Source organism: Mangrovivirga halotolerans (genome assembly GCF_026241165.1).
In the GTDB taxonomy this organism is placed as follows: domain Bacteria; phylum Bacteroidota; class Bacteroidia; order Cytophagales; family Cyclobacteriaceae; genus Mangrovivirga; species Mangrovivirga halotolerans.
Map to the genome: position 1 here is coordinate 490824 of NZ_JAPFQN010000002.1, position 25026 is coordinate 515849.

General features: G+C 36.3%; 16 protein-coding genes. 15 read left to right on the forward strand and 1 reads right to left on the reverse strand.

Going from position 1 to position 25026, the window contains the following annotated elements; all coding sequences use genetic code 11:
* Positions 1–106 precede the first annotated feature (106 nt).
* Positions 107–1153: a T9SS type A sorting domain-containing protein gene (locus OO013_RS03270; protein ID WP_266055219.1), complete on the reverse strand. Its 1047-nt coding sequence runs from the start codon at positions 1151–1153 to the stop codon at positions 107–109.
* A 307-nt stretch (positions 1154–1460) separates the two neighbouring features.
* Here OO013_RS03270 and OO013_RS03275 point away from each other — a divergent pair, with 307 nt between their 5' ends.
* From OO013_RS03275 to gcvH, 15 genes are all read left to right on the forward strand, one after another.
* Entirely contained in the window at positions 1461–2246 is a 786-nt protein-coding gene (locus tag OO013_RS03275) for an enoyl-CoA hydratase/isomerase family protein (protein WP_266055220.1), read from the forward strand.
* Between the two features lie 9 nt (positions 2247–2255).
* The gene (locus tag OO013_RS03280) at positions 2256–3740 is read left to right on the forward strand and encodes a lipopolysaccharide biosynthesis protein (RefSeq protein ID WP_266055221.1); all 1485 of its coding nucleotides are present in this window, start codon (positions 2256–2258) and stop codon (positions 3738–3740) included.
* Between the two features lie 57 nt (positions 3741–3797).
* Positions 3798–4799 carry a sugar phosphate nucleotidyltransferase gene (locus OO013_RS03285; protein ID WP_266055222.1) on the forward strand — a complete coding sequence of 334 codons (1002 nt, stop codon included), beginning with the start codon at positions 3798–3800 and terminating at the stop codon, positions 4797–4799.
* Positions 4800–4882: 83 nt separating this feature from the next.
* A complete protein-coding gene (locus OO013_RS03290; protein WP_266055223.1) occupies positions 4883–6511 on the forward strand; it encodes a tetratricopeptide repeat protein in 1629 nt (542 codons plus the stop codon).
* Positions 6501–7268 carry a lipoprotein insertase outer membrane protein LolB1 gene (gene lolB1, locus OO013_RS03295; protein WP_266055224.1) on the forward strand — a complete coding sequence of 256 codons (768 nt, stop codon included), beginning with the start codon at positions 6501–6503 and terminating at the stop codon, positions 7266–7268. The genes OO013_RS03290 and lolB1 overlap by 11 nt, the downstream gene beginning before the upstream one ends.
* 104 nt (positions 7269–7372) lie before the next feature.
* Positions 7373–8458, forward strand: coding sequence for a murein hydrolase activator EnvC family protein (locus tag OO013_RS03300; RefSeq protein ID WP_266055225.1), 1086 nt, complete (start codon positions 7373–7375; stop codon positions 8456–8458).
* Entirely contained in the window at positions 8440–9888 is a 1449-nt protein-coding gene (locus tag OO013_RS03305) for a CapA family protein (protein ID WP_266055226.1), read from the forward strand. Before OO013_RS03300 ends, OO013_RS03305 begins: the two co-directional genes overlap by 19 nt.
* A 107-nt stretch (positions 9889–9995) precedes the next feature.
* The gene (locus tag OO013_RS03310) at positions 9996–10193 is read left to right on the forward strand and encodes a Sec-independent protein translocase subunit TatA/TatB (RefSeq protein WP_137089943.1); all 198 of its coding nucleotides are present in this window, start codon (positions 9996–9998) and stop codon (positions 10191–10193) included.
* 48 nt (positions 10194–10241) lie between these two features.
* Complete coding sequence (gatA, locus tag OO013_RS03315) at positions 10242–11621, forward strand: Asp-tRNA(Asn)/Glu-tRNA(Gln) amidotransferase subunit GatA (RefSeq protein WP_266055228.1); 1380 nt, start codon at positions 10242–10244, stop codon at positions 11619–11621.
* Between the two features lie 67 nt (positions 11622–11688).
* Complete coding sequence (locus OO013_RS03320) at positions 11689–13206, forward strand: lytic transglycosylase domain-containing protein (protein ID WP_266055229.1); 1518 nt, start codon at positions 11689–11691, stop codon at positions 13204–13206.
* 45 nt (positions 13207–13251) lie between these two features.
* Positions 13252–14331: a DUF4837 family protein gene (locus tag OO013_RS03325; RefSeq protein ID WP_266055230.1), complete on the forward strand. Its 1080-nt coding sequence runs from the start codon at positions 13252–13254 to the stop codon at positions 14329–14331.
* A 136-nt stretch (positions 14332–14467) separates the two neighbouring features.
* The gene (locus OO013_RS03330; RefSeq protein WP_266055231.1) at positions 14468–16750 is read left to right on the forward strand and encodes an NADP-dependent malic enzyme; all 2283 of its coding nucleotides are present in this window, start codon (positions 14468–14470) and stop codon (positions 16748–16750) included.
* On the forward strand, positions 16747–17343 hold the full coding sequence (ruvA, locus tag OO013_RS03335; protein WP_266055232.1) for a Holliday junction branch migration protein RuvA: 597 nt from the start codon (positions 16747–16749) through the stop codon (positions 17341–17343). The genes OO013_RS03330 and ruvA overlap by 4 nt, the downstream gene beginning before the upstream one ends.
* Before the next feature lie 20 nt (positions 17344–17363).
* Positions 17364–24557 carry a T9SS outer membrane translocon Sov/SprA gene (gene sov, locus OO013_RS03340; protein WP_266055233.1) on the forward strand — a complete coding sequence of 2398 codons (7194 nt, stop codon included), beginning with the start codon at positions 17364–17366 and terminating at the stop codon, positions 24555–24557.
* A gap of 84 nt (positions 24558–24641) precedes the next feature.
* Positions 24642–25019 (forward strand): glycine cleavage system protein GcvH, encoded by a 378-nt coding sequence (gene gcvH, locus OO013_RS03345; protein WP_266055234.1) that lies wholly within the window; start codon positions 24642–24644, stop codon positions 25017–25019.
* Positions 25020–25026: the final 7 nt, after the last annotated feature.

Consider the following 25026-nt stretch of genomic DNA (forward strand, 5'->3'; position numbering starts at 1 on the left):
ACATAACAGAAATCGAATGCAAATTATTAATTTGCTAAACTGAAAATAAAAAAAAACGCCACTCTTAAGAGATGGCGTTTTTCACACGTTACGATCAAATCAATATTTATTCTACTGCGAGCTTAGTTGTATATTGCCCTTTCGGATGTTGGATCCTTGCTACATATATTCCGGATTCCAAAGCAAGGTCATTTATCACAGTGACTTTACTATGTAGTGTTTTTTCAAAAACAATTTGTCCTGAAGTATTAAAAATCACAATTGATGAATTAGATGAAAAGTCAGAATTTTTAAGATCTATTACTAATTCATTATTTGTTTTTCTTATCGGGTTAGGATACACTGACACTTCTTCGTTAGTTGACTTACCAGATGGATAAACAGCAATTGTCGGGTGATATTCAATAAACCCATCAAAGTCAGTAGCTTTTAATCTGTAATAAGTTGTTTGATCAACATCAAAATCATCAGTATAACTATAATTATTTATTTGATCACCTCCAATTCCTAACATGTCACCTAGAGGAATAAATTCAACCCCATCTAAAGATCGTTCTACAGTAAAAAAGTTGAAGTTTTCTTCGGAAGCAGTCGACCAATTAAGTTCAACCTGACCATTGATATTTTCTCCATCAAAATAAATTAACTCTACAGGAAGCTGTCCGGGTGTGGAATATTGGTCCAAAACAATTGGCCCCATTAGTGGATCATCAGTACATCCATCACACGATTTGTCTCTACCCCAAATACCATTTCCACCTATTTGAATCAATGTTTTCGCACTATTACCAGGAGTTGTTGTGATTTCCCCTCCGTCTTCTACAAATATTTCTGACCCAGATGGCATAACTAACTGAGAGTTATTATCAAATGTTATAACTCCTGTTGAGGTAATACTAACCTCCTCCAGAGAGGATGGATCAAAATCTAATACTTCTCCATTTGGGATTAAAACTGAATGGCCAATAATAATATTCACAATTGAATTATCCGGTGGAGGTGTAAAACCAACATCACAACTCCAAGTAGAAGGATCTGTCCAGCTACCATCGGCAATTGTCACACATGTTTGACTCTTTATTTGATAACTTATTAACAAAAAAGCAATAAAAATAAAAATCTGTTTCATTCCCACATATATATTTCTAATCATATTGATTTATACTCTAGTACATAGAGGTTGTAACCAGTCCACATGAAGGTTTCGATAAACACATGAAATAAAACGATAAACAACCGGCTATCAATTCTCAAAAAACAAGCAGATATCAACTAGCAATCAACATATTAACTCCACTTTCACTTAATTAAATCACAAAACTACACTTATTTATTTTATATTTATTCATAAATTAAGAAAAAACAATCCCGGGAATATACTGAAATCTTTATCCGTTCATTTTGTGATTCCGTAGGGTAGGTTTATATTTGAACCATTCTTAAAAGACAATTAAGCTTTTATGCAAAAATTTGAAAACTTACTGTTATCGCTTGAGGATGCGATCCTCACAATTACAGTTAATCGTCCTGATAAGCTTAACGCATTGAATTCTCAGACGCTTGATGAAATTGATGAAGCCATTCAACTCGCTGTTGACAACAATGATGTAAAAGCTATGATAATTACTGGAGCAGGTGAAAAAGCTTTTGTTGCCGGAGCTGATATCAGTGAACTGGCACAATTGAATGAAATGACTGCCCGTGGTTTTGCTGAAAAAGGTCAGGAAATATTTCAAAGTATAGAAAACAGCACCAAGCCCGTAATAGCTGCCGTAAATGGTTTCGCTTTAGGTGGCGGCTGTGAGTTGGCTATGGCTTGCCATATCAGAATAGCTACAAAAAATGTCAAATTTGGTCAACCTGAAGTAAATCTAGGTGTAATTCCGGGATACGGAGGCACCCAAAGAATGACTCAATTAATAGGGAAAAGTAAAGCCCTGGAATATATGTTAACAGGCGATATGATCGATGTTAATGAGGCACACAGGCTAGGGCTTATCAACCATATAGCTGAAGATCATGATGATTTAATGTCTAAATCAAAGGACATCCTTGCCAAGATCATGAACAAAGCTCCTTTAGCTGTAGGTATGGTCATTGATTGTGTCAACGCTGTTTTTAGAAGTGATGAAAATGGTTATCAGACCGAAGCAAATAGCTTTAGCAACTGTTGCAAATCAAAAGATTTTAAAGAAGGAACCCAGGCATTTCTTGAAAAAAGAAAGCCAGAGTTTACCGGAGAATAATTTTTGATCGTGAATCCTCTTAAAAAACTTGCCGGTGAAACGGTAATTTATGGCGTCCCTACTATTCTGGGGCGCTTTTTGTATTTTTTATTAATCAAGCTTCACACCAGTGTATTAACCGATGGAGAGTATGGTACCTATACCTACCTGTATTCCTATACCGCCTTCTTTCTAGTGTTATACACCATGGGTATGGAAACCTCATATTTCAGGTTTGCCACGAAACATAATGAAAAGGACGCCTACAATTCATCCTTTTCATTTCTATTAATAACTGGAATCCTAATTACATCTGTTTTGTGGTTTGGGGCAGATTTCTGGGCCATTACAATAACTCATCCCGACTATTCAGAGTTTATAAAATGGCTGGCCTTAATATTATTTGTTGATGCGATAACAGCCATCCCTTTTGCCAGGCTCCGACTACAAGGTAAAGCTGTTAAATTTGCTTCAGCGAAATTATTAAGCATTTTTATTCAGATCGGTATTCAGGTATTTTTCTTATGGTTTTGTGAAGATGTTTTAGAAGGGAAAATATTAACATCATGGAAGCCCTTTATTGCTAAAATCTACAATCCTGATAATCCCTTACCATATTTATTTGCAGCCAATTTATTTGGAAATGGAATTGCTATTTTCATCTTATTCCGCACAATGTTTGATGTAAAATTCACTGTTTCAAAAAAACTGCTTAAACCTATGCTTATTTATGCATTGCCTATCATGGCAATGGGTATCACAGGAATGGCCAATGATAATCTGGATAAAATTTTAATGGAATTAAGATTGCCAAATAATTTTTATGAGGGTCTAACTTCGAATGAAGCATTAGGTATATATGGTGCTGCCTTTAAATTATCAATGGTGATGGGTATCGCTGTTCAGGCCTTCAGGTTTGCCGGAGAACCCTTTTTCTTTTCACAATCACAAGATAAAAATTCACCTCAGTTATTCGCCAGGGTCACCTACTTTTTCATGGTTTTTGCTGTTTTGATATGGATTGGAATTAGCCTTAACGTAAAACTTTTAGGAGACATCCTTTTAGGTAAAGATGAATTTAAAGCGGCATTATACCTTGTTCCAATCTTATTATTTGGAAAATTATTATACGGCCTGTATGTTAATTTAAGTATATGGTTTAAGCTAAGTGATAAAACCTATTTCGGTACTCTCCTTAGTCTTGCCGGAGCTATTGTTACCTTCCTGGGCAATTATTTCTTTATACCATATTTTGGATATTGGGCCTCTGCCATCACTCTTATTCTCTCTTACCTCACAATGGTTATTCTAAGTGCTATTTTAGGTCAAAAGCATTTCCCGGTACCTTATAATTGGTTAGGAATAACCTTATATGTATTTGGCGGTGGGCTCATAATATATCTGACTGATTTATTCGAGCTTCAAAATGGCATTTCCGGCATTTTAATTACAGGCATTATCGTATTGGTTATATTCCTTGCGGAAAGAAAGAGAATCGCAGTAAAAACTGACTAAAATTTTATATTTTTGATTATATAGCCATTTTTCTTATATAAAACTAAACAACCAAGTATGAATATTATCATTCCAATGGCCGGACGAGGCACCAGACTGAGGCCCCATACGCTCACTGTTCCAAAACCATTAATTCCGATTGCAGGTAAGCCAATAGTTCAGCGCCTGGTCGAGGATATAGTCGAAGTTTGCAATGATAAAGTAGAAAACATCGGTTTTGTAATTGGTGACTTTGGAAAAGACGTGGAGCAAAAACTTTTAAAAATTGCAGATGGTCTAGGAGCCAAAGGACATATATATCATCAGGAAGAGGCACTGGGTACTGCTCATGCTATTTTATGTGCAGAGGAATTACTGAAAGGAAATGTTATCATTGCATTTGCTGATACTTTATTTCGTGCCGATTTCACTCTGGATAGTTCCAAAGATGGTATCATCTGGGTTCAAAAAGTAGATGACCCTAAAGCTTTTGGTGTGGTGAAATACAATGAAGATGGAATTATAACAGACTTTGTTGAAAAACCGCAGGAATTTGTCAGTGACCTTGCTATAATAGGTATCTACTACATGAAAGATGGGGAATTCTTAAGAAAAGAACTTCAATATCTTATTGATAATGATATCAGAGATAAAGGTGAATATCAAATAACCAATGCCCTTGAAAATATGAAAGCCAAGGGTAGCAAATTCGTCCCTGGTACAGTTGATGAATGGCTGGATTGTGGAAATAAAGACGTAACAGTTAATACCAATATGAGATATCTTGATTTTATAAAGGATAAAAAACTCATAGCGGATTCAGCAAAAATCTCAAATTCTACTATAATAGAACCCGTTTATATAGGAGAGAATGCAGTAATCGAAAACTCTGTAGTAGGTCCTCACGTTTCAGTTGGAAATAATACAAAAGTAAACAGGAGTATAATTGATACTTCATTAATTCAGGATGACACTGAAATCACCGGATTAAATGCCACAAACTCAATGATCGGGAATTACGTTCAATATGATGGCAGAGCTGAAGATCTAAGCATAGGCGATTATACAGTTATAAAATAATGATCTATAGAGGGATAAAATATCTTATTTTCTTTTTCGCGGTAGTAGCAAATACTTTTACGCTTTATTCTCAATCCAAAAATATGGATTACAAAGAGCGAAGAGAATTTGAAAATTACTTCGGAGAGGGGAATAAGTATTTTATTCTTCAAGATTATGATACTGCCCTTATTCTATATGAGGCTGCTCTTGAGGTAGACAAAAACAATCCAACTGTTTTATATAAAATAGGAGAAATTTATCTTAATCTGGGGAAACCATTTGAGGCAAAGCCTTATGCCGAAGCTGCTCTGAAATATCAGAAAGGAAATAAATACATCTACCTTCTTTATGCTGAAGTAAGTACTCAGACCGGGGATATTAAGGAGGCTATAGAGACTTATGAGAAACTAATCGAGAACATCCCCAATTCAAATATTTATCTTTTCAATTTATCAACTCTTTATCAATACAAAAAAGAATATGATAAAGCTTTAGAAGTTCTGAATGAAGCAGAAGAAAAAATGGGTGTTTCTTATGAAACCGCCTTCAGAAAGAAAACTCTTTTACTTCAAATGGGCAAAGAAGAGGAAGCGGCTAAAGAGTTAAAGAAACTTGTCAACATATACCCTGACAACGAAAAATATATATTCGAACTTAGTAATCTCTATGTAAGTCTGGAGCAATTAGACCAGGCAGAAAAAATGGTTGAATTACTGTTAAAAAATGATCCTGACAATGCTAAAGCTCAGGTAATGCTCGCAGAGCTATATCGCAAACGAGGAGAAGAAGATAAATGCAGACAGATTCTTACCGAGGCAGTTAAAAATCCAAACCTGGATTTTCAGACAAAGGTCAACATAATTGCGGAATATATTAAAGAGATTAAGGACCCGGAGGCTGCTCCATTTATTATCAGCATGGGTAATGACATTATTGAAACCCATCCGGAAGAACCCAAATCGCATGCCTTAATGGGAGATATTTATTTTCAGGCCGGTGATAAAAAGTCAGCATTAACGAAATATCTCACTGCGATAGAGAAAGAAGAAAATGACTTCGAAGTATGGCAAAATATCCTCAATCTTGAATATAGCCTGGGCTATTACGAAGATCTGAAAGTTCATTCAGAAGAGGCAATGATCCTTTATCCAAATCAACCTTCGGTTTATTACTATGCAGGAATGGCAGCTTTAAGCCTTAAAGAATACAATAATGCTGCTTTATATTTTGAACAAGCGATTCCTTATACAAATAACGACAAAGATCTTCAAGCTGTTTTTTATGGTCTTAAGGGTGATGCATACCACGCTAAAGAGGAATTTGAAAGCGCTTACCGGGCATATGACAACGCGCTGGAAATTAACCCTGAACTTGCCCATGTACTAAACAATTATTCATATTTTCTGGCGATAAGAAAGCACAATTTGGAAAAAGCCCATAAAATGTCTTCAAAACTCATCGAACTTTTCCCCGGAAATGCAAGATATCTGGATACTCATGGATGGGTTTTATTTAATCAGGGAAAATATAGGGAAGCGAAAACATTTTTAAAATCAGCTATTGATACCAATGATGCAAATGCAACAATCTATGAACATTATGGTGATGTTCTCTATAAATTAGGAGAGAAACAAAAGGCAGTCGAACAATGGCAAATAGCTAAAAGCAAAGGTTCGACAAGTGAGTTTATTGATAAAAAAATTGCAGAACAACGCTTATATGAAAATTAAGTACCAGGCCATTTTTTTACTGGCATTACTAACACTGACATCTTGTAATAAAAAATTTTCTGATCTCAACTTTAATTTTGGAAAGAAAAAAAAGCTAAAGGTTGAAACTCTGGAATTTGATTACCTCAAAGCAAAAGGTAAAATAAAACTGGAAACTGATGCCAACGAAACAAATGCTACTGTCAATATCAGGGTAAAAAAAGATTCTTTGATCTGGATGTCTCTGGGTTCTGCAATAGGCATCGAAGGAGGTAGGGTTTTAATCAACCGGGACTCCATGGTCATGATGAATCGTCTGGAAAAAAAATATCGTGTTTTCAGTTTTGACGAACTATCAGACAAATATAAGATCGAACTCGATTTTGATATTGTGCAAGCTTTACTCTTAGGTGAAATGCCCGTGAAAGACTTGAAAGATGCTGAAGTTGAAAAAGAAGGTAATTTTTATAAGGTTTCTCAGGACTATAATGACAAAGAGGTCGTTAATCTAGTGAATTCTGTAACTCTGAAATTAGAGAACATTACAATGATAGATACGCCGGTACCGAATAAGCTTAATGTGATTTATAGAAATTTTAATTATCCCAAAGGGAAAAAGGTACCGATGGCATTCACGTCAATAATTTATCTTGAATATTATGAAGACAATGCTAAATTTACAGCTCAGATAGGTTTAGAATACAATAAAATTGAAGTAGAAGATAAACCAATTAGTTTTCCGTTTAGTCTTCCTGATAAATACACCAGAGTTGAATAGATATGTGTAAAGGCTATTTTTTTATATTATTTATATTTTTGATTTCATTTTTCTCTGTAACAGCTCAAAATAAAGCTGAGTTACAAGAAAAAAAGAAGCGCACTTTGCAAAAAATCAACGAAGCTGAAAAAATACTCAAACAAACTACTAAGCAGAAAAAGAGCACATTGGGTCAATTAAGTGCTATCAATCAACAAATAAAAACCCGTTCTCAATTAATATCAGCAATTGAATCTGAGATTGATATTCTGGATTCTGAAATTTCCGATATTGATCTCCTTTACGATGCTCTTGATAGTGATCTTGAAAACTTAAAAGAGGAATATGCACGTATGATCTATGGACTTTCCAAGAACAATAGTTCGTATGGAAAATTAGCCTTTCTTTTTAGTGCTGAGTCATTCAACCAATTCCTAATGAGAATGAAATATCTTCAGCAATACTCTGAAGCAAGAAAATCTCAAGTTAATCAAATACAAACTGTTCAGGAATTATTAAAAGAAAACAGGCTTTCAAAGCAAACCAAAAGAGTAGAGCAAGAAATCCTTTTAAACGAACAGATCGCTGAAAACGAGAAGCTTCAATCATTAAAAAATAAACAATCCAATATCATAGCAGAACTCGGGGAGAAAGAAAATCTGCTGATTGCTGAGATAGAAAAAAACAAACGTGCCGCAGCTGAGATCTCCAATTTAATAGATAAACTGATCGCTGCGGAAGCTTCAAAAGCTTCTGACACACGTGTTGAAAATACTCCTGAAGGTAAAATTTTATCAGCTTCATTTGCGGAAAATAAAAACAGGTTACCCTGGCCGGTAAATCAAGGTTTTATTTCACAAGGATTTGGAGAGCAAAACCATCCGGTACTTAGACAGGTAGTAATTAAAAATAATGGTATAAATATTCAAACTCAGGCCAACGAGTCAGTTAAAGTAGTCTTTGATGGAGTAGTTACTTTTGAAGGAAGCGTGAGAGATATGGCTGGTTCTGTGGTGATCATTCAACATGGTGAATACAGAACTGTTTATACCAATATTAAAAACGTTTCAGTGAAAAGAGGAGATCAGGTAAAAGCAGGTCAATCTATCGGACAGGTTTATACTAACAGTGAAGGACTTTCAGAAATGAAATTCCAGGTAAGGCAGGGAGCAAAAGTATTAAATCCTGAAATATGGCTATCAAAAAAATAATTTCAACTTTTTCCTTAACCCTTTTAATCTTTATTGGTTACGGGCAGGAAAAAAGTTTATCACTATTGTTTACAGGTGATGTTATGCAGCACGATTCACAAATAAATGCTGCTTATTACAAAGGAAAAGGATATGATTATAACCCGGTCTTTAAATATATTGAGCCCGTTTTTAAAAGTCATGATCTTGTAATTGCAAACCTGGAGTTAACACTCGCTGGCCCTCCATACCGGGGGTATCCACAATTCTCAGCTCCTGATGAACTTGCAGTTGCACTTCAAAATTCAGGAGTAGACATTCTTGTCACAGCAAATAATCATTCGAATGACAGAAGAAAAAAAGGAGTTATACGAACTTTAGATGTTCTTGATAGCCTGGGCATAAAACATACAGGTACTTTCCGAAATAAGAAAGAAAGAGATAAACTGTATCCTTTAATTATTAATAAAAACGGATTTAATATTGCCCTGTTAAATTACACTTATGGTACCAATGGTATTCCTGACTCCCCCCCTGCTATTGTGAACCGCCTGGAAAAAGATCAAATAATTGCTGACCTGAAAAAAGCCCGTCAAAGTAGTGTAGATAAAATAATTGTAGTTGTTCATTGGGGTGCAGAATACAGAAGGCTGCCAGGTCAAGATCAGCTAAAATGGGAAAAATTATTATATGCCCATGGTGCCGATGCAATTATTGGTATGCATCCTCATGTTATCCAGCCAGTTAAAAGAACCTACAATAAAACTGAAAATGAAGAAGAAATAACGGCCTACAGTCTTGGTAACTTCATTAGTAATCAGAGAAAGAGATATACTGACGGGGGGATGCTATTCAGCCTTGAACTAGAAAAAAGCAATATCGATAATTCAATTCGCTTTGGTGATGCCAGTTATTATCTAACCTGGGTATATAAAGAGTATTTTGAAGGCCTAAAGCGATTTTATATTATTCCTGCTGACAATATTGAGTTAATGAACTCTTTGAAATTAAGTAGCGAAGACAGAAAAATGATCAATACCTTTTTATCTGATTCCAGATCCCTACTTAATAAAAATAATTACAGGGTAAGTGAAAAAAGATATTCCCCTTTACTGGATAATTTCTTAGTGTCAAGGTCTTTCAAGTTTTTAGATTTTAAGCCTAATTATAAAGGAGAACTAAATATTAATTTTACCACAGATTCAGAATCTAAAAAAATATCTGAAATCAAAAATTCTGATCAGTATTTTGTTCAGATCGCTGCACTTAAAGATGAATCCAGGTATTTTGATCTCCCTTCTGATCATATGGGTAAATTAGTAGTACACAAAGAAGATAATGGTCTTTTCAAATATCGGGTAGGTCCCTTTCAGGATAAACAAGAGGCAATGAATTCTTTGAACAAAATAAAAGAATACGGATATACAGAGGCCTTTCTAATAACTTATTAATATTCATTACGTTAAGAACATTACATAGTGACTTAAAATAATACCACTGAGTTTGATGGTGAACGTAAATTGATTAATTTTACAACTGAATTTAAAACACTTTAGTAATGTTAGATTTAATTTTAGCATGGACTCCGGGAGCCGGAGAATTAATATTAATTGCTTTTGTAGTTGTACTACTATTTGGAGCAAAGAAGATTCCTGAATTAGCCAGAGGAATGGGTAAAGGGATCCGTGAGTTCAAAGATGCTACTAAAGACATCTCAAAAGAAATAGACGAAAGCAAGAAAGAAGTAGAGAAATAATTTCATTCCGTGCCTTCAAAGACAATCAAAGAAATTCAAGATTTAATTTTGAAAGGTAATGCTAACTGCGAAAAAGTAGTAAAGCATTACCTTTCTTCTATTAATGAGCAAAAACACCTCAATGCTTTTATTGAAGTATTTGAAGAGGAGGCTATTGAAAGAGCAAAAGAAATAGATCTGAAAATCAGGGAAGGCAATGCCGGTAAACTAGCCGGTGTCGTTGTTGGAATTAAAGATGTACTTTGTTATAAAGATCATTCACTAACCTGTGGGTCAGGAATATTAAAAGGGTTTAAGTCATTATATACTGCAACGGCAGTTCAAAAACTTATTGATGAAGACGCAATTATTATAGGCATCTTAAATTGTGACGAGTTTGCAATGGGATCTTCTAACGAAACTTCAGTATATGGACCGACCCTTAACGCTGTAGATAATGAAAGAGTTCCTGGAGGCTCCAGCGGTGGAAGCGCAGTAGCAGTACAAGCTGGATTATGCACTGTTTCCTTAGGTACAGATACGGGTGGGTCCGTAAGACAACCCGCAGGTTTTTGTGAAGTTTGGGGCCTCAAGCCTACCTATTCGAGAATAAGCAGATATGGGCTGGCATCTTATGCTTCATCTTTTGATTGCATAGGAACGTTTACGAATAGTGCGGAAGATGCAGCCTTACTTCTTGAAATTATGTCGGGTGAAGATGAAAAAGACAGCACTTCATCTTCATCAGCACCAGAAAATTATCAGCTGGAAGAAAGTACAACAAAAACTTACAAAGTCGCCTACCTTGCAGAAGCACTTAATCATGAGGGGCTTTCTCCTCAGGTCAGAGATGTGTTTCAGGAAACTTTGTCAAAAATAAAGGAGGCCGGCAATCAAGTTGAGGAAATAAAATTTGATCTTCTTCCTTATTTGCTTCCTACATATTACATATTAACCACTGCTGAGGCTAGCAGTAATTTATCCAGATATGATGGAGTGAGATACGGGCATAGATCAGATCAGGCCGAAAATCCTGAAATGCTATATAAAAAATCCAGAACGGAAGGGTTCGGTCCGGAAGTTCAGAAAAGAATTATGCTCGGAACTTTTGTGCTTTCAGCAGACTATTTCGATGCTTATTACGTTAAGGCCCTGAAAGCAAGAAAATTAATAAGGAATAAAACACTTGAAATATTAAAAGAATATGACTTTATTATTACTCCTACAGCTCCAACGGAGCCTTTTAAATTAGGAGAAAAAAATAAAGATCAAATGGAAATGTATTTAGGAGATGTTTTTACAGTACAGGCATCACTTTGTGGATTACCTTCTTTAAATATTCCATTTTCAAATAAAAAATCAGGGCTTCCTGTAGGAGTGCAAATAACAGGAAAGCCTTTTAAAGAAAAAGACCTTTTACAAGCTGGTAATTTTTTCAGTAAGCTGTAAAAAGCTTTTTTAAATCTCCAAAAAATTATATATTGTGTAGTTAAAGATTATTCTATTGGTTGATAAGATGAGAAAGGTTATAATTTTTTACTTTTTGAATGTCACTTTTTTCTTAGGCATGCAGGCCCAGAAAAATGTGATTACTTCCCTACCCGTTTCAAAAGAGCGATTAAAAGAATTCGAAGATAATGTAGTTTTGCTCCCTGTCACTTCAGGGAGTGAAGTAAATAAGTCAGCAGTAAATGTTGCTTTATCTGATGAAACAGAATTGGACAGCCTGAATGAAACTCTGGCTTATAATTCTCAATACAATTTTGATTATTCTCCGGACTTCACATTCAACGAAGTTGAAGAACGAATAAAAAATATAGACACTGAACTTCCTATGCAGCTTAACAGAACTGTATACGGATTCATTCAATACTTTGTAGAAAGAAACAGGAGTCATACAAGGCAGGTATTGGCAAAAACAGAAGTTTATTTCCCTCTTTTTGAGAAATACTTAGAGGAATATGGACTGCCAGATGAATTGAAATATCTCTCTATCATTGAATCTGCCCTGAAACCTCAAGTACAATCCAGAGCCAGGGCCGTCGGTCTTTGGCAGTTTATGGGTGCTACTGGTCGTATGTACGGACTAAGCAATGATTTTTATATTGATGAGCGGATGGATCCTGAAAAATCAACTATTGCTGCTTGTAAGTACCTGAAGTCTCTCCATAATATTTTTAATGATTGGGAACTTGCCCTGGCAGCATATAATGCCGGCCCGGGAAATGTCAGAAGAGCAATAAGAAGATCAGGTTACAAAAAAACATTCTGGGAAATTTATCCTTATCTACCAAGAGAAACCAGAAGTTATGTTCCTCAGTTTTATGCTATGATCTACGCTTTAAAATATCGATATGAGCATAACCTGGATACAGATCTAGAATATGAAATTGCAGTAGATACTATTCATGTTAGTAACTATGTATATTTAAATGCACTGGCTTCAGAATTAAATATTTGTGCAGATGATTTAAGGATGTTAAACCCTCAAATCAAACATGGTGCTCTTCCTGAAGATACAAGAAACTTCCCACTTAATATTCCAGTTGACGTAAAACCTTATTTTACAGAAAACAAACAGAATATTCTGGCTAAAATAGAAGAAGAAGGAAAAGAAAGAATTGCATACCTGGCAAGAAACAGTGTAGGTTCCACCTACGGCCGAACGAGAATTTATCACAAAGTTAGAAGTGGAGAAGTTCTTGGCCTTATTGCTGAAAAATATCACGTCAGAATCTCAGATCTGAGAGCATGGAACGGCATCAGGGGGAATATGATCCGCAGCGGTCAAAATCTTAGCGTTTGGATCATTCCAGGCCAATCTATTTCAAAAGGATCTGCTACAGCTAAAGCTTCAGCTCCTCAACGTCAACCTATTCCTGAAGGATCAAAAGTTTATACCGTACAACCTGGTGATACACTTTGGGATATCTCAAGAAAATATGAAGGACTGACCGTTGAGAAGTTAAAAAAACTTAATAATCTTTCTAAAGGAAGTAAAATTAAGCCTGGACAGCAATTAAGAATAGGATAATTAAAACTAAACCATTAGTTTTACATAAATCCTAATAATTAAATTATGTACAGAGCAGTAATTAAAACAGCTTATTTACTTTCTATAATTTTACTTGTCTCTTCATGCGACAAATCTTCTAACGAAAGCTCTAACACGGATAATTTACCACGAGCTGCGGGAGAAGTTTCCTCATTAATGATAATCGCTGACAATAACCAATATGAAGGGATGATCAGTGGGGCCATTGACAATGTTTTTGGTGTTAATACACCAGGACTTCCAAGACCTGAGCCAATTTATGACGTATTTCAGGTTGCGCCTCAAAGATTAAACAGGACGCTGAGAGAAATGAGGAATGTGCTCATTTTAGCAACATCAAAATCTCCTGAAGAAGTTCTTGAACTATATAGTACCGAAGCAAAAGAAGCCATAAAAAAAGATCCTGAAATACATTTTTCAGTTCAGCGAAATGTCTATTCTAAAAATCAAACTATCGGTTTGTTATATGCTGATAACAAAGCACAGTTAATTAAATATCTTGAAGATCATAAAGAAGAGTTACGAGATCTTTTTGTATCAGGCGATATTCAGGTTCTTAAACGAAGAACATACGCTAACAAACCAAAAAAATCGGTTAGTGAACAGCTTAAAAAAGAGCATGATTTCACTATGCAATTACCTGGCGAATATATGCTTGCTCAGGAAAGTGACAATATGGTTTGGTTTCGAAGTGCTCTAGACAAATCTGATTACAACATATTTGTATATTACACAGACTATGATAATGAAAACATTTTCAAAAAAGATAGTCTTCTTGCTTTCAGAAATGAAATCACCAAAGAAAATTTCTTTGTTGATCCAGCAGATAAACGTACCTATATAACTACGGAACAAGAGTACGCAGATGTTGAAATTGATACAGTGAATTTTAATGGTAATTTTGCAATTGAAATGAGAGGATTGTGGAGATCTAATCATGTAACAATGGGTGGCCCTTTTCTTAGCTACACGGTTGTAGATCAATCAAAAAACAGGCTGTATTACATCGAGGGATTTCTATATTCTCCTGGATTAGATCAACGAAATCCAATGAGGAGAATAGAGTTAATTCTTAAATCATTTAAGATGTCAGATGAGAGTTAATCAAAATTAATTGGATAAAATATTTAGCCACTGAAGTCAGTGGCTTTTTTTATTTTGATAAAACGATAATATAATTAATTGATACGGCAATTTTAAGCTAAATTAATAGCTTTGTAACGGAGATAAAAAAACAGTTATGGCGATTAAAATCAGAAAACAAGATGCTCTGAATTATCATAAACAGGAGCCTGCCGGAAAAATAGAAGTTGTACCTACAAAAGCACTTGGATCTCAACTTGATCTTGCTTTAGCATATTCACCAGGGGTGGCTGAACCATGCAAAGAGATCAACAAAGATCCTGAAAAAGCGTATTCTTATACTGCCAAAGGAAACCTGGTAGCAGTAATTTCAAATGGAACTGCTGTACTTGGTTTAGGTGATATCGGTCCGGAAGCAAGTAAACCGGTAATGGAAGGTAAAGGAGTACTATTTAAGAAATTTGCAGGAATAGATGTTTTCGATATTGAAGTCAATGAAAATGATCCGCAAAAATTTATTGATATAGTTAAATCCCTGGAACCTACTTTTGGAGGGATTAATCTTGAAGATATAAAAGCTCCGGATTGTTTTATAATTGAAAAGGAACTCAAGGAAAAACTAAATATCCCTGTAATGCATGATGATCAACATGGTACCGCAATTATATCTGCGGCTGCATTGATCAACGCGCTGGAATTATCGGAAAAGAAAATTGAGGATCTTAAAATAGTAGTAAATGGCGCGGGTGCAGCATCTGTCTCATGTACTAAGCTATACTTATCACTCGGAGCAAAAAGAGAAAACATAGTTATGCTCGATAGCAAGGGTGTTATACGAAAAGATCGTGGCAATCTTGATGAAACCAAACAGGAGTTTGCAACTGATCGTGATATAACTACCATGGATGACGCCATTGATGGTGCAGATATGTTTTTAGGGCTTTCTGTAGGAAACGTTCTAAGCAAAGAACAGGTGAAAAAGATGGCAGATAATCCAATAATTTTTGCATTGGCAAATCCTGACCCGGAAATTCCTTATGATGATGCCATGGAAGCAAGACCTGATGCTATAATGGCGACAGGAAGATCTGACCATCCTAACCAGGTAAATAACGTTCTGGGCTTTCCATATATATTTAGAGGAGCGCTAGATGTACGTTCTAAAGAAATAAATGAAGAAATGAAGCTGGCAGCTGTTTATGCCCTGGCAGAACTGGCAAAAGAACCTGTTCCTGAAATGGTTACCAAAGCATACAATGAACCAATGTTGTCATTTGGTAAAGAATATCTTATCCCTAAACCACTTGATCCACGGTTAATTACAACTATTTCTCCTGCAGTAGCAAAGGCTGCAATAGATTCAGGCGTTGCACGAATTAATATTTCGAATTGGGAAGAATATAATATTAACTTGCAACAGAGACTAGGCATTGACACTCGATTAATGGCCAGGATCATACAAAGAGCTCGGAAAAATCCTAAGCGCGTGGTATTTGCAGAAGCAGACCATATCAAAATATTAAAAGCTGCTCAGACTCTGGTGGATGAAGGTATAGCTCAACCAATACTTTTGGGTAATGAAAAACTGATCAAGGAATTAGTTGAAGAAAACGGACTTGAATTGCACGATTGCCCGATTATTGATCCTTATCTTGAGAAAGATAAAAGGAAAAAATATGGAGAAAAACTATACCTTAAACGTCAGAGAAAGGGTATTACTAAAGGTGAAGCTGTCAAATTGATGAGGGACAGAAACTATTTTGGTGCCATGATGGTCGAAACAGGCGAAGCTGATGCATTAATTTCCGGATTAACAAAAGATTATCGCTCTACTATCAAACCATCTTTACAAGTAATCGGTACTGCCGAGGACGTAGAAAAAGTAGCAGGTATTTACATTATCAAGAATAACAAGGGAACTTTCTATTTTGGTGATACAACAGTAAATGTTGATCCAAGTGCAGAAGAACTCTCTGATCTTGTGGGATTAGTTGCTAATGGCGTAAAATTCTTTGACTCAGAACCAAGAATAGCAATGTTGTCATACAGTAATTTTGGCTCTGCATCAGGAAAAACTCCCGAAAAAGTCCAAAAGGCGGTTAAAATGGCAAAAAATAAATTCCCTGACCTGGTTATTGATGGTGATATACAAGCAAATGTTGCCTTAGATACAGAAATTCAACAAAATTCTTACCCATTTAGCCAGTTAGCAGAGAAGGGAGCCAATACTTTAATATTCCCTGACTTGACTTCTGGAAATATTGCGTATAAATTGCTGATGGAAATGGGAGGTGCAGAAGGTATTGGACCAATACTTCTGGGAATGAATAAACCTGTTCATATCCTTCAACTAGGATCAAGCATTAGGGAGATCATCAATATGGTTGCTATTGCAGTAGTAGATGCTCAATCATATGATGAGAAAAAACGTAAAAAATGATTGCGTATATAAAAGGTAAATTAGCTTATAAAGATCCGGCACAGGTAGTCATTGAGGCTGCCGGTGTCGGATATCGTTTATTAATATCATTACAGACTTACGAGGCTATTCCTGATAAGGAAGATATTAAGTTATTGACTTATCTTCATATTAAAGAAGATGCACATACCCTTTTTGGTTTTGCTCAGGAAAGTGAAAGAGTATTATTTTTGCATCTGATCAGCGTTTCGGGAGTCGGCCCAAGCACTGCATTGATGATGCTTTCAGGCATGAACGCTTCAGAAATCATAGATGCTGTTGTTAGTGAGGATGTAAAAACTATACAAAGAGTAAAAGGAATTGGAGCCAAAACAGCCCAAAGATTGATCCTAGAGCTCAAAGATAAACTGAAAAAAGAAGCGGCAGACCTGGACCTGGGAACAAATGAAGAAAAAAGTTCAGTATCTGGTATACGAAATGAGGCATTGTCTGCGTTAACTACGTTAGGCATCGCTAAGCCTGCCGCAGAAAAAAATATAGACCTTGTTCTGAAAAAGGTCGGAAATACGGTTGGTCTGGAAGAATTAATACGTCAAGCATTAAAAATCTCGTGATTTTTTCAACTTTTATTGATTTGTTGTTAAGAAATCTTAAAAGGACATTTTGTCTATGGATAGTGTTTATCCCGTTCATTTCGGGAGCAGAGAGTCTAAATGAAGCATATTTAATACTTCAGGATACCGCTGTGTCCGACACTCTGAAGGATGACAGGTACGATCAGCCTTATGAAGAATCATTCATACCCAATATTCAGTTGAGAGACAGATACGGTGATCCCTTCACTAGTGACAAAGTTTACTCTCCTTTTGACCTTGGTCAACCACAGGAAACAGAGATTATCTTGGAATATGATACTTCCGGAACCTACAATGTATTTGAACAATTAGGCAGGATACCTTATAGGCCTCCAACTAAACTTTCATTCGACAAATACAACCAGCTCCAGGAACAGCAATTAAAAAAAGATTATTTTAAATCAAAATCTGCAGGCCTTGATGGAGAAAGTGCTGTAAGTGGTAGAAATCTAATCCCTACATTATATATAAGCCCTGTATTTGACCGGATTTTTGGTGGATCTGAAATCAATATTGTTCCTAATGGATTTATAACGCTCGACCTGGGATACAGACATCAAAGGGTACTTAACCCCTCTATACCAGTAAGGCAACAAAGAAACGGTACCTTCGAGTTTGATCAGCAGATCAGTATGAATGTTGTTGGTAACATCGGGGAAAAGATGAAAGTTACTGCTCAATTCGACAACAATAATTCGTTTGACTTTCAAAATGACCTGAAGCTGGAATATTCAGGTTTTGAAGAAGATATTATAAAAAAACTTGAAGTAGGTAATGTCAGTTTACCACTTTCTAATTCATTAATAACCGGAGGGCAAAACTTATTTGGTGTAAAAACTCAAATGCAGTTTGGCCGTCTTTTTATAACCACTCTGTTTTCAGAACAAAGAGGTAAATCTGAAACCATTACAATCAATCAAGGATTCCAGGGAAGGCAGTTTCAATTCCGAGCGTCGGACTACGATGAAAACCGACACTTTCTTTTGGGGCAGTTTTTTAGAGCCAATTACAACACATGGCACGATAACATACCTAACCTCACCTCAGGACTAAATGTGACGCCACGAGTAGAAGTTTATGTTTTAAACCGTCGTAATGATACAGAGTCTTTAAGAAATGTAGTTGCATTGATGGACCTTGGAGAAAATGTTATAGTAAATAACGAACAATTCCAGTCCGCTACAAATGCGGCTAACTCCCCTACCCGAAACCAGGCCAACTCATTATTTAGCGATATTCAAAATTATGGCCCTGCTATTTTTGATGTTGACAATGCCTCGCAAATCCTTGAAAATGATTTTAACCTCGAAAAAGGTGTCGATTTCGAATTAATCAAGTCAGCAAGCAAGCTTGATCCATCCGAATACATCATCAATTCTCAATTGGGATATATTACCCTATTGAGAAAATTACAAAATGATGAAATGCTTGCTGTAGCATATGAATATACTTACAATGGTAATCGCTACCAGGTAGGTGAACTTCAATCTGATTATCAGTCCCGGGGAAATGAATCTGTTATTTATTTGAAAATGCTCAGACCACGACAGATCCTCACACAAGCACCCACTTGGGATCTGATGATGAAAAACATTTACAACTTAAATGCTAACCGGATAAACCCTGAAGATTTTCAACTTAGAGTAATATACCAGGATGATCGTACAGGTCAATATTATCCCAATTTATCCGAAAGTCAGATCAAAGATATTCCTTTAATTGAAGTAGTTAAGCTAGACCAACTAGGGCCAGCAAATGATCCTCCTGCTGACGGAAACTTTGACTTTATAGAAGGTATTACTATTGATACAGAACGAGGATTGATAAAATTCCCGGTAATTGAACCCTTTGGTGAAACAATTAAGGAAAGAGTAACTGAAGAATGGTACTCGAAATACGTTTTTGATTCGTTATATACCAATACCCAGGCTGATGCGGAACTTCAAACTGTTAAAAATAAATATCTCATTTCCGGCAGTTTTCAATCAGGTAGCAGTTCAGAAATCGCTCTCAGAGGATATAATATTGCTGAAGGTTCAGTTGTAATTTATGCGGGAGGCACGCCCCTCCTTGAAGGAGTAGACTACAGGGTAAATTACCAGATCGGCAGAGTAACAATTCTGAACGAAAGTGTCTTAAATTCCGGTAAGCAAATACAGATCACCTACGAAAAAGATGATGTTTTTACATTCAACAGCCGATTTTTAGCGGGAACAAGACTTGATTACCGGATCAGTGATAAGATTAATTTTGGAGGTACCTTCCTTCATCACTGGCAGAGGCGTGGAAGCAGAACACGTTGGAGAATTGGTGATGAGCCAACAAGAAACACAAAATATGGCCTTGATTTTAACTTCAGTGACGATAGTAGAATCCTGACCCGAATGGTCGATGCGATTCCTCTGATATCAACCAAAGAAAAATCAACTGTTAACATTTCAGGAGAGTTTGCAGAATTGATATCCGGTACCACCAACGTAGTTGATGGTGATCAGACATTTTATATCGACGATTTTGAATCTGCAGTAACACCTTTTAATCTTGGAGGTGGTGCACAAGGCTGGCGTCTGTCTTCTACTCCGGCAACTGATGATAACCGGTATTTCGGAGACGTGGGTATAAATAACCTTGAATACGGTTTTAGAAGGGCTAAATTAGCATGGTACACTATTGACAATGTTTTCTATAGAGATGGTGGAAGTGAAAAACCACCCAATATAACGGATGAAGATATTCAGAATCATTATGTAGCCCCTGTTTATCCTCAGCAAATTTTTGAAAGACAAGACAGGCAACAGATCAATGTTAATTTACCGGTTTTTGACCTTGCTTATTATCCTGAAGAAAGAGGACCATATAATTACAATCCGGATCTTGAAAGTGATGGTACACTTGCAGGAGATCCAAAAGATAATTTTGGTGGAATTACCCGAGCAATAACCGGTGATATTGACTTTGATCGGAATAACATACAATACATCGAATTCTGGATGCTTGATCCGTTTATTAACGTGACCCAGGGTAACCCGTCGAATCCTAATGGGTTAATTGATGATGGACGGGGGAATCCTCAGGCAAATACTACAGGAGGTAAACTGGTCTTTAACCTTGGAGATATTTCTGAAGATGTCATTAAAGATGGGAAACACGGATTTGAGAATGGCCTTGACCCAACAGGAGGTGATCAAAACGAGGATATAACCGAATGGGGAGAAGTAACAAACAGACAATTTCTCACCGATGCGTTTGATAATAATGCTGAATCGAGAGCCAATCAGGATGTTGGTCATGATGGTGTGAGAAATGATCAGGAAGAAGAGTTCTATGAAGATTTTATAAATTCTTTATCTGGAGGTGCTGCTGTGGCAGTCCAGGATGATCCCTCTGCCGATAACTTTCAATATTATTTAGGGCCTTCATTGGATGATAGAAATGCAAAAATTCTGGAGCGTTATAAGGATTACAATAACCATGATGGTAATACACCGGTTATTAATACCACAAACCTGAATTTCTCCCCTGTCGGTAATAATTTCCCGGATAATGAAGATCTAAATAATGATAATAGTATTTCAGATGTAGAAAACTATTACGAATATTCATTGGATTTAAGACCTGGAGAATTAGAAGTAGGTAAAAATTATATCGTTGATAAAGTAACCAATAATATTAACGAAGCCCAGGAACCTACCACCTGGTATCTTGTCAGAATCCCGATAAGACAACCGGAAAAGAAGTACGGAAGCATTAATGGATTCAAATCGATAAAATTCGTCAGGCTTTATATGACTGAATTTGAACAACCTGCTGTCGTCCGTATGGCAAAATTTCAATTAGTCGGAAGCCAATGGCGGGAATCTCTAGAATCTCCTTACCTGCCGGGATTTGGAGAAATTGAAGAACCAAAAGATATTCCGGTAAATATATCGGTGGTTAACATAGAAGAAAATGGTAGTGGTGGCCCTGACGATGTACCTTACAACCTTCCTCCGGGAATCGCCAGAGATCAAGACAACACTTCCAATGTAGCACGAAGGTTAAATGAACAATCTCTCCAGCTATGTGTCGATGATCTACCTAACGGAACTAAAAAATCTATCTATAAGGTTGATGACCTGGATATGGTGAACTTCGAAAGATTAAAAATGTTCATTCATGCCCATTCCAGAACTGCTCAGGATGATGAACTTCAAGCTTTCATTCGATTAGGCCAGGATGATGGTCAAAACTATTATCAGATTGCAGTCCCTCTTAAAATGACTCCATTTGGCATAAGCCCTGAAGACAGAGAGGGTATATGGCCGGAACAAAACTGGATAGATATAGCACTCGATGAAATCCAAACAGTAAAAAGAAACAGGGATTTACAATTTGGAGATAGCGTTGCCTTTTCTTTCTCACAGCAGGTTAGACAATATACTGTTACTATCAAAGGTAGACCAAACCTTCAAAATGTACGCAATTTATCCATGGGTGTAATTAACCCGGATACACCTGATGGACTGACTCATGACGTATGTGTTTGGTTTGACGAATTAAGAGTCACTGGCCTGGCTACCAGTCGAGGTTGGGCTGCTACCGCACGAATGGGCTTAAAATTAGCGGATTTTGCAGTGATAAATTCGAGCCTTAGGTATTCTACAGTTGGATTTGGTGGAATTCAACAACGAATAAGTGAAACTCAGCGTTCAGATATTCTCAATTATGATATAACCTCAACATTTAATCTGGATAAGTTTTTCCCTGAAGACTGGGGGTTAAAAATCCCGATGTATATGAGTTTTAATGGGCAAAAAGATACACCGTTATTTGATCCTTTTGATAAAGATATAAGACTTGAAGCAGCTCTTGCGGCTATAGAAGATCCTGAGGAAAGAGAGTTATACGAACGAGTTGCAATTGCCAGGCGTACTCAACGTTCGATTAACTTTATCAATGTTCAGAAGACCAAAACTGATCCGGATGCCAAATCTAGAATATACGACATCGAAAATTTTGCTTTTTCATATTCTTTCAGTGAATCAGAGGCTAACAATGATCAGATGGCGGCATTTATTAATCGGCAATACCGAGGTAGTATAGCCTACAATTATGCCTCTCAATATCAAGGGTGGAGTCCTTTTAAAGAAAGTGAAAAATTAAGATCTCCATGGATGAAATTAATAAAGGATTTTAATTTCAATCCGATGCCACGGAATATTAATGTCAGATACGAATTAGATAGGAAGTTTACCAAAAGACAATATTGGACTGAAGACTTCCAGCTTGACCCGTCCCTGGTAAATATTGAAAAGTATTTCTTTTTCAACAGAACTCACGGTGTGAGATGGGACCTGTCTAATAACTTATCTCTGGACTTCAGATCAACAGCTAACGCCATTATTGATGAACCAGAAGGAGAAATCACCACTGATGCACAAAAGCAGGAGATCTGGGATAATATCAAAAATTTTGGTAGAATGAAACGGTATGAGCAAACTGCTACCATAAATTATACTGTCCCTCTTGATAAATTACCACTGATTGACTGGATAAGCACTGATTTGAGATATACAACTGGTTATAGTTTCCTTGCCGCAGCCAGAGATCAAATTGATAGATACGGAAATACTTTGAATAACCGAAATGATCAAAATGTTTCAGGTAGACTAGACTTTGTTAAACTCTACAATAAAAATAAAGCTTTACAGAAGATTAATACACCATCTTCCCGTTCAAGATCGAGATCAAGATCAAGAAGTAGAGATCAAGAAGAGGAGGATGAAAAGAAATCCGGAGGAAAAGCAGGGAATTCGATATTGAGATTTCTTATGATGATCCGATCTGCTAATTTCTCATATAATGTAAGTCAGCAAACTCAATTAGCGGGTTATATTCGAACGCCACAAATCCTGGGTATGGATCCTGATTTTGAATCACCCGGATGGGACTTTGTTTTCGGTAGTCAGGATCCTGCGATCAGATATCGAGCTGCAAATAACGGATGGTTGACTCAAGACACCACCTTAACCACGCCATTCCGGCAAATGAGAACGGAAGACGTTAATTTTAGAGTAACCATTGAACCAGCAAACGATCTTCAGATCACTTTAGATGCAAGAAAAAGAACTCAGGATAACTTTGAAGAAATATTCAGGTATAATCCGAATAATGACCAATCGGAAAACGCAGGCTTCAAATCTTTAACTCCTGTCAGAACAGGATCCTATGAGATCTCATGGCTTGCTATTGCCACTTCCTTCGAAAAGTCAACAGATGATTATTTCTCTCCGGCTTATGAAGAATTTGTAGCCAACAGGGAGATCATTCAGGATAGATTGAATTTTAATAATGAAAGCACTATTTCATATGATACAAATGCTCAGGATGTATTAATACCGGCGTTTCTGGCAGCGTATTCAGGAGGAAATGCAAAGGATACAAGACTTGGGAGATTACCTAAATTCCCAATCCCATCCTGGACCGTATCATATAACGGATTATCAAAATTAAAACTATTTCAGAAGTCATTCAGATCAATCAGTATAACTCATGGATATACATCTTCAATAAATATTAATAATTATTCGAGTTCCCTTCTTTATAAAGAAAATCTTGAATTAGTCAATAAATTCGGTAATTACGGATTGGCTGCTCCTTTTGATCAAAATGGTAATCCGATCGACCCTAATGATCCAAATGGAATCCTGGTTCCGCTTTATACAATCAGTCAGGTTATAATAAAAGAAAGCTTTAATCCATTAATAGGAATTAACCTGAGAACTAAAAATAGAGCTTCGATCAGGGTCGAATATAAGAAGGAAAGAAATCTTGGACTAAATATAAATAATAGCCAGGTGACCGAATTAAGAAGAAATGATTTTGTTATCGATGTGGGTTATACAAAAACGGGAATGAAATTACCAATTAAAGTTCAAGGTCAGAATTTATCACTTAAAAACGAATTGCAATTCAGACTCGGTCTTACGATCAGTGATACTTATACAGTCCAAAGAACCATTGGAGAAGATCCACAGGCAACTAACGGAAATTATAACTTCCAGGTTAAGCCAACAATAAGATATATGATCGACCCTAAATGGAATGTACAATTCTATTTTGAAAGAAGTGTGAACAGACCAAGAATAACCAATACTTTCCCAAGATCTACCACAGCTTTTGGCTTCCAGGTTCAATTTAGTCTTGCCCAATAATCAGGATATTATGTGAAAACATTTTCAGACTTCAAAATTTGATTTATTTTTGGCCAACGATAAACAATTAAATTAAAAAAACTGATGAATATCCCTAAAGACCTCAAATACACAAAAGATCACGAGTGGGTAAAAATTGATGGAGATGTTGTAACTGTTGGCATAACAGATTTCGCTCAGAAAGAACTCGGTGATATTGTCTATGTAGAAGTTGAAACAGAAGGCGAAGATATTGAACAAGGGGAAACCTTTGGAACAGTAGAAGCTGTGAAAACCGTTTCAGATCTTTTCATGCCAGTATCCGGTAACATCATTGAATTCAACGAGGAACTTGAAAGCTCTCCTGAAAAAGTAAATGAGGATCCTTATGGTGAAGGCTGGATGATTAAGATCAAAGTTGAAGATGAATCTCAACTTGAAGAATTGATCGACGCTGCAGAATACGAAGATCTTGTAGGATAATTAAGTT

What these genes read in the sequence shown, in the direction of transcription:
- OO013_RS03270 (WP_266055219.1), bottom strand. Translation starts at nt 1,153, where the DNA reads ATGATTAGAAATATATATGTGGGAATGAAACAGATTTTTATTTTTATT.
- OO013_RS03275 (WP_266055220.1), top strand. Translation starts at nt 1,461, where the DNA reads ATGCAAAAATTTGAAAACTTACTGTTATCGCTTGAGGATGCGATCCTC.
- OO013_RS03285 (WP_266055222.1), top strand. Translation starts at nt 3,798, where the DNA reads ATGAATATTATCATTCCAATGGCCGGACGAGGCACCAGACTGAGGCCC.
- OO013_RS03290 (WP_266055223.1), top strand. Translation starts at nt 4,883, where the DNA reads ATGGATTACAAAGAGCGAAGAGAATTTGAAAATTACTTCGGAGAGGGG.
- lolB1 (WP_266055224.1), top strand. Translation starts at nt 6,501, where the DNA reads ATGAAAATTAAGTACCAGGCCATTTTTTTACTGGCATTACTAACACTG.
- OO013_RS03305 (WP_266055226.1), top strand. Translation starts at nt 8,440, where the DNA reads ATGGCTATCAAAAAAATAATTTCAACTTTTTCCTTAACCCTTTTAATC.
- OO013_RS03310 (WP_137089943.1), top strand. Translation starts at nt 9,996, where the DNA reads ATGTTAGATTTAATTTTAGCATGGACTCCGGGAGCCGGAGAATTAATA.
- OO013_RS03320 (WP_266055229.1), top strand. Translation starts at nt 11,689, where the DNA reads ATGAGAAAGGTTATAATTTTTTACTTTTTGAATGTCACTTTTTTCTTA.
- OO013_RS03325 (WP_266055230.1), top strand. Translation starts at nt 13,252, where the DNA reads ATGTACAGAGCAGTAATTAAAACAGCTTATTTACTTTCTATAATTTTA.
- OO013_RS03330 (WP_266055231.1), top strand. Translation starts at nt 14,468, where the DNA reads ATGGCGATTAAAATCAGAAAACAAGATGCTCTGAATTATCATAAACAG.
- ruvA (WP_266055232.1), top strand. Translation starts at nt 16,747, where the DNA reads ATGATTGCGTATATAAAAGGTAAATTAGCTTATAAAGATCCGGCACAG.
- gcvH (WP_266055234.1), top strand. Translation starts at nt 24,642, where the DNA reads ATGAATATCCCTAAAGACCTCAAATACACAAAAGATCACGAGTGGGTA.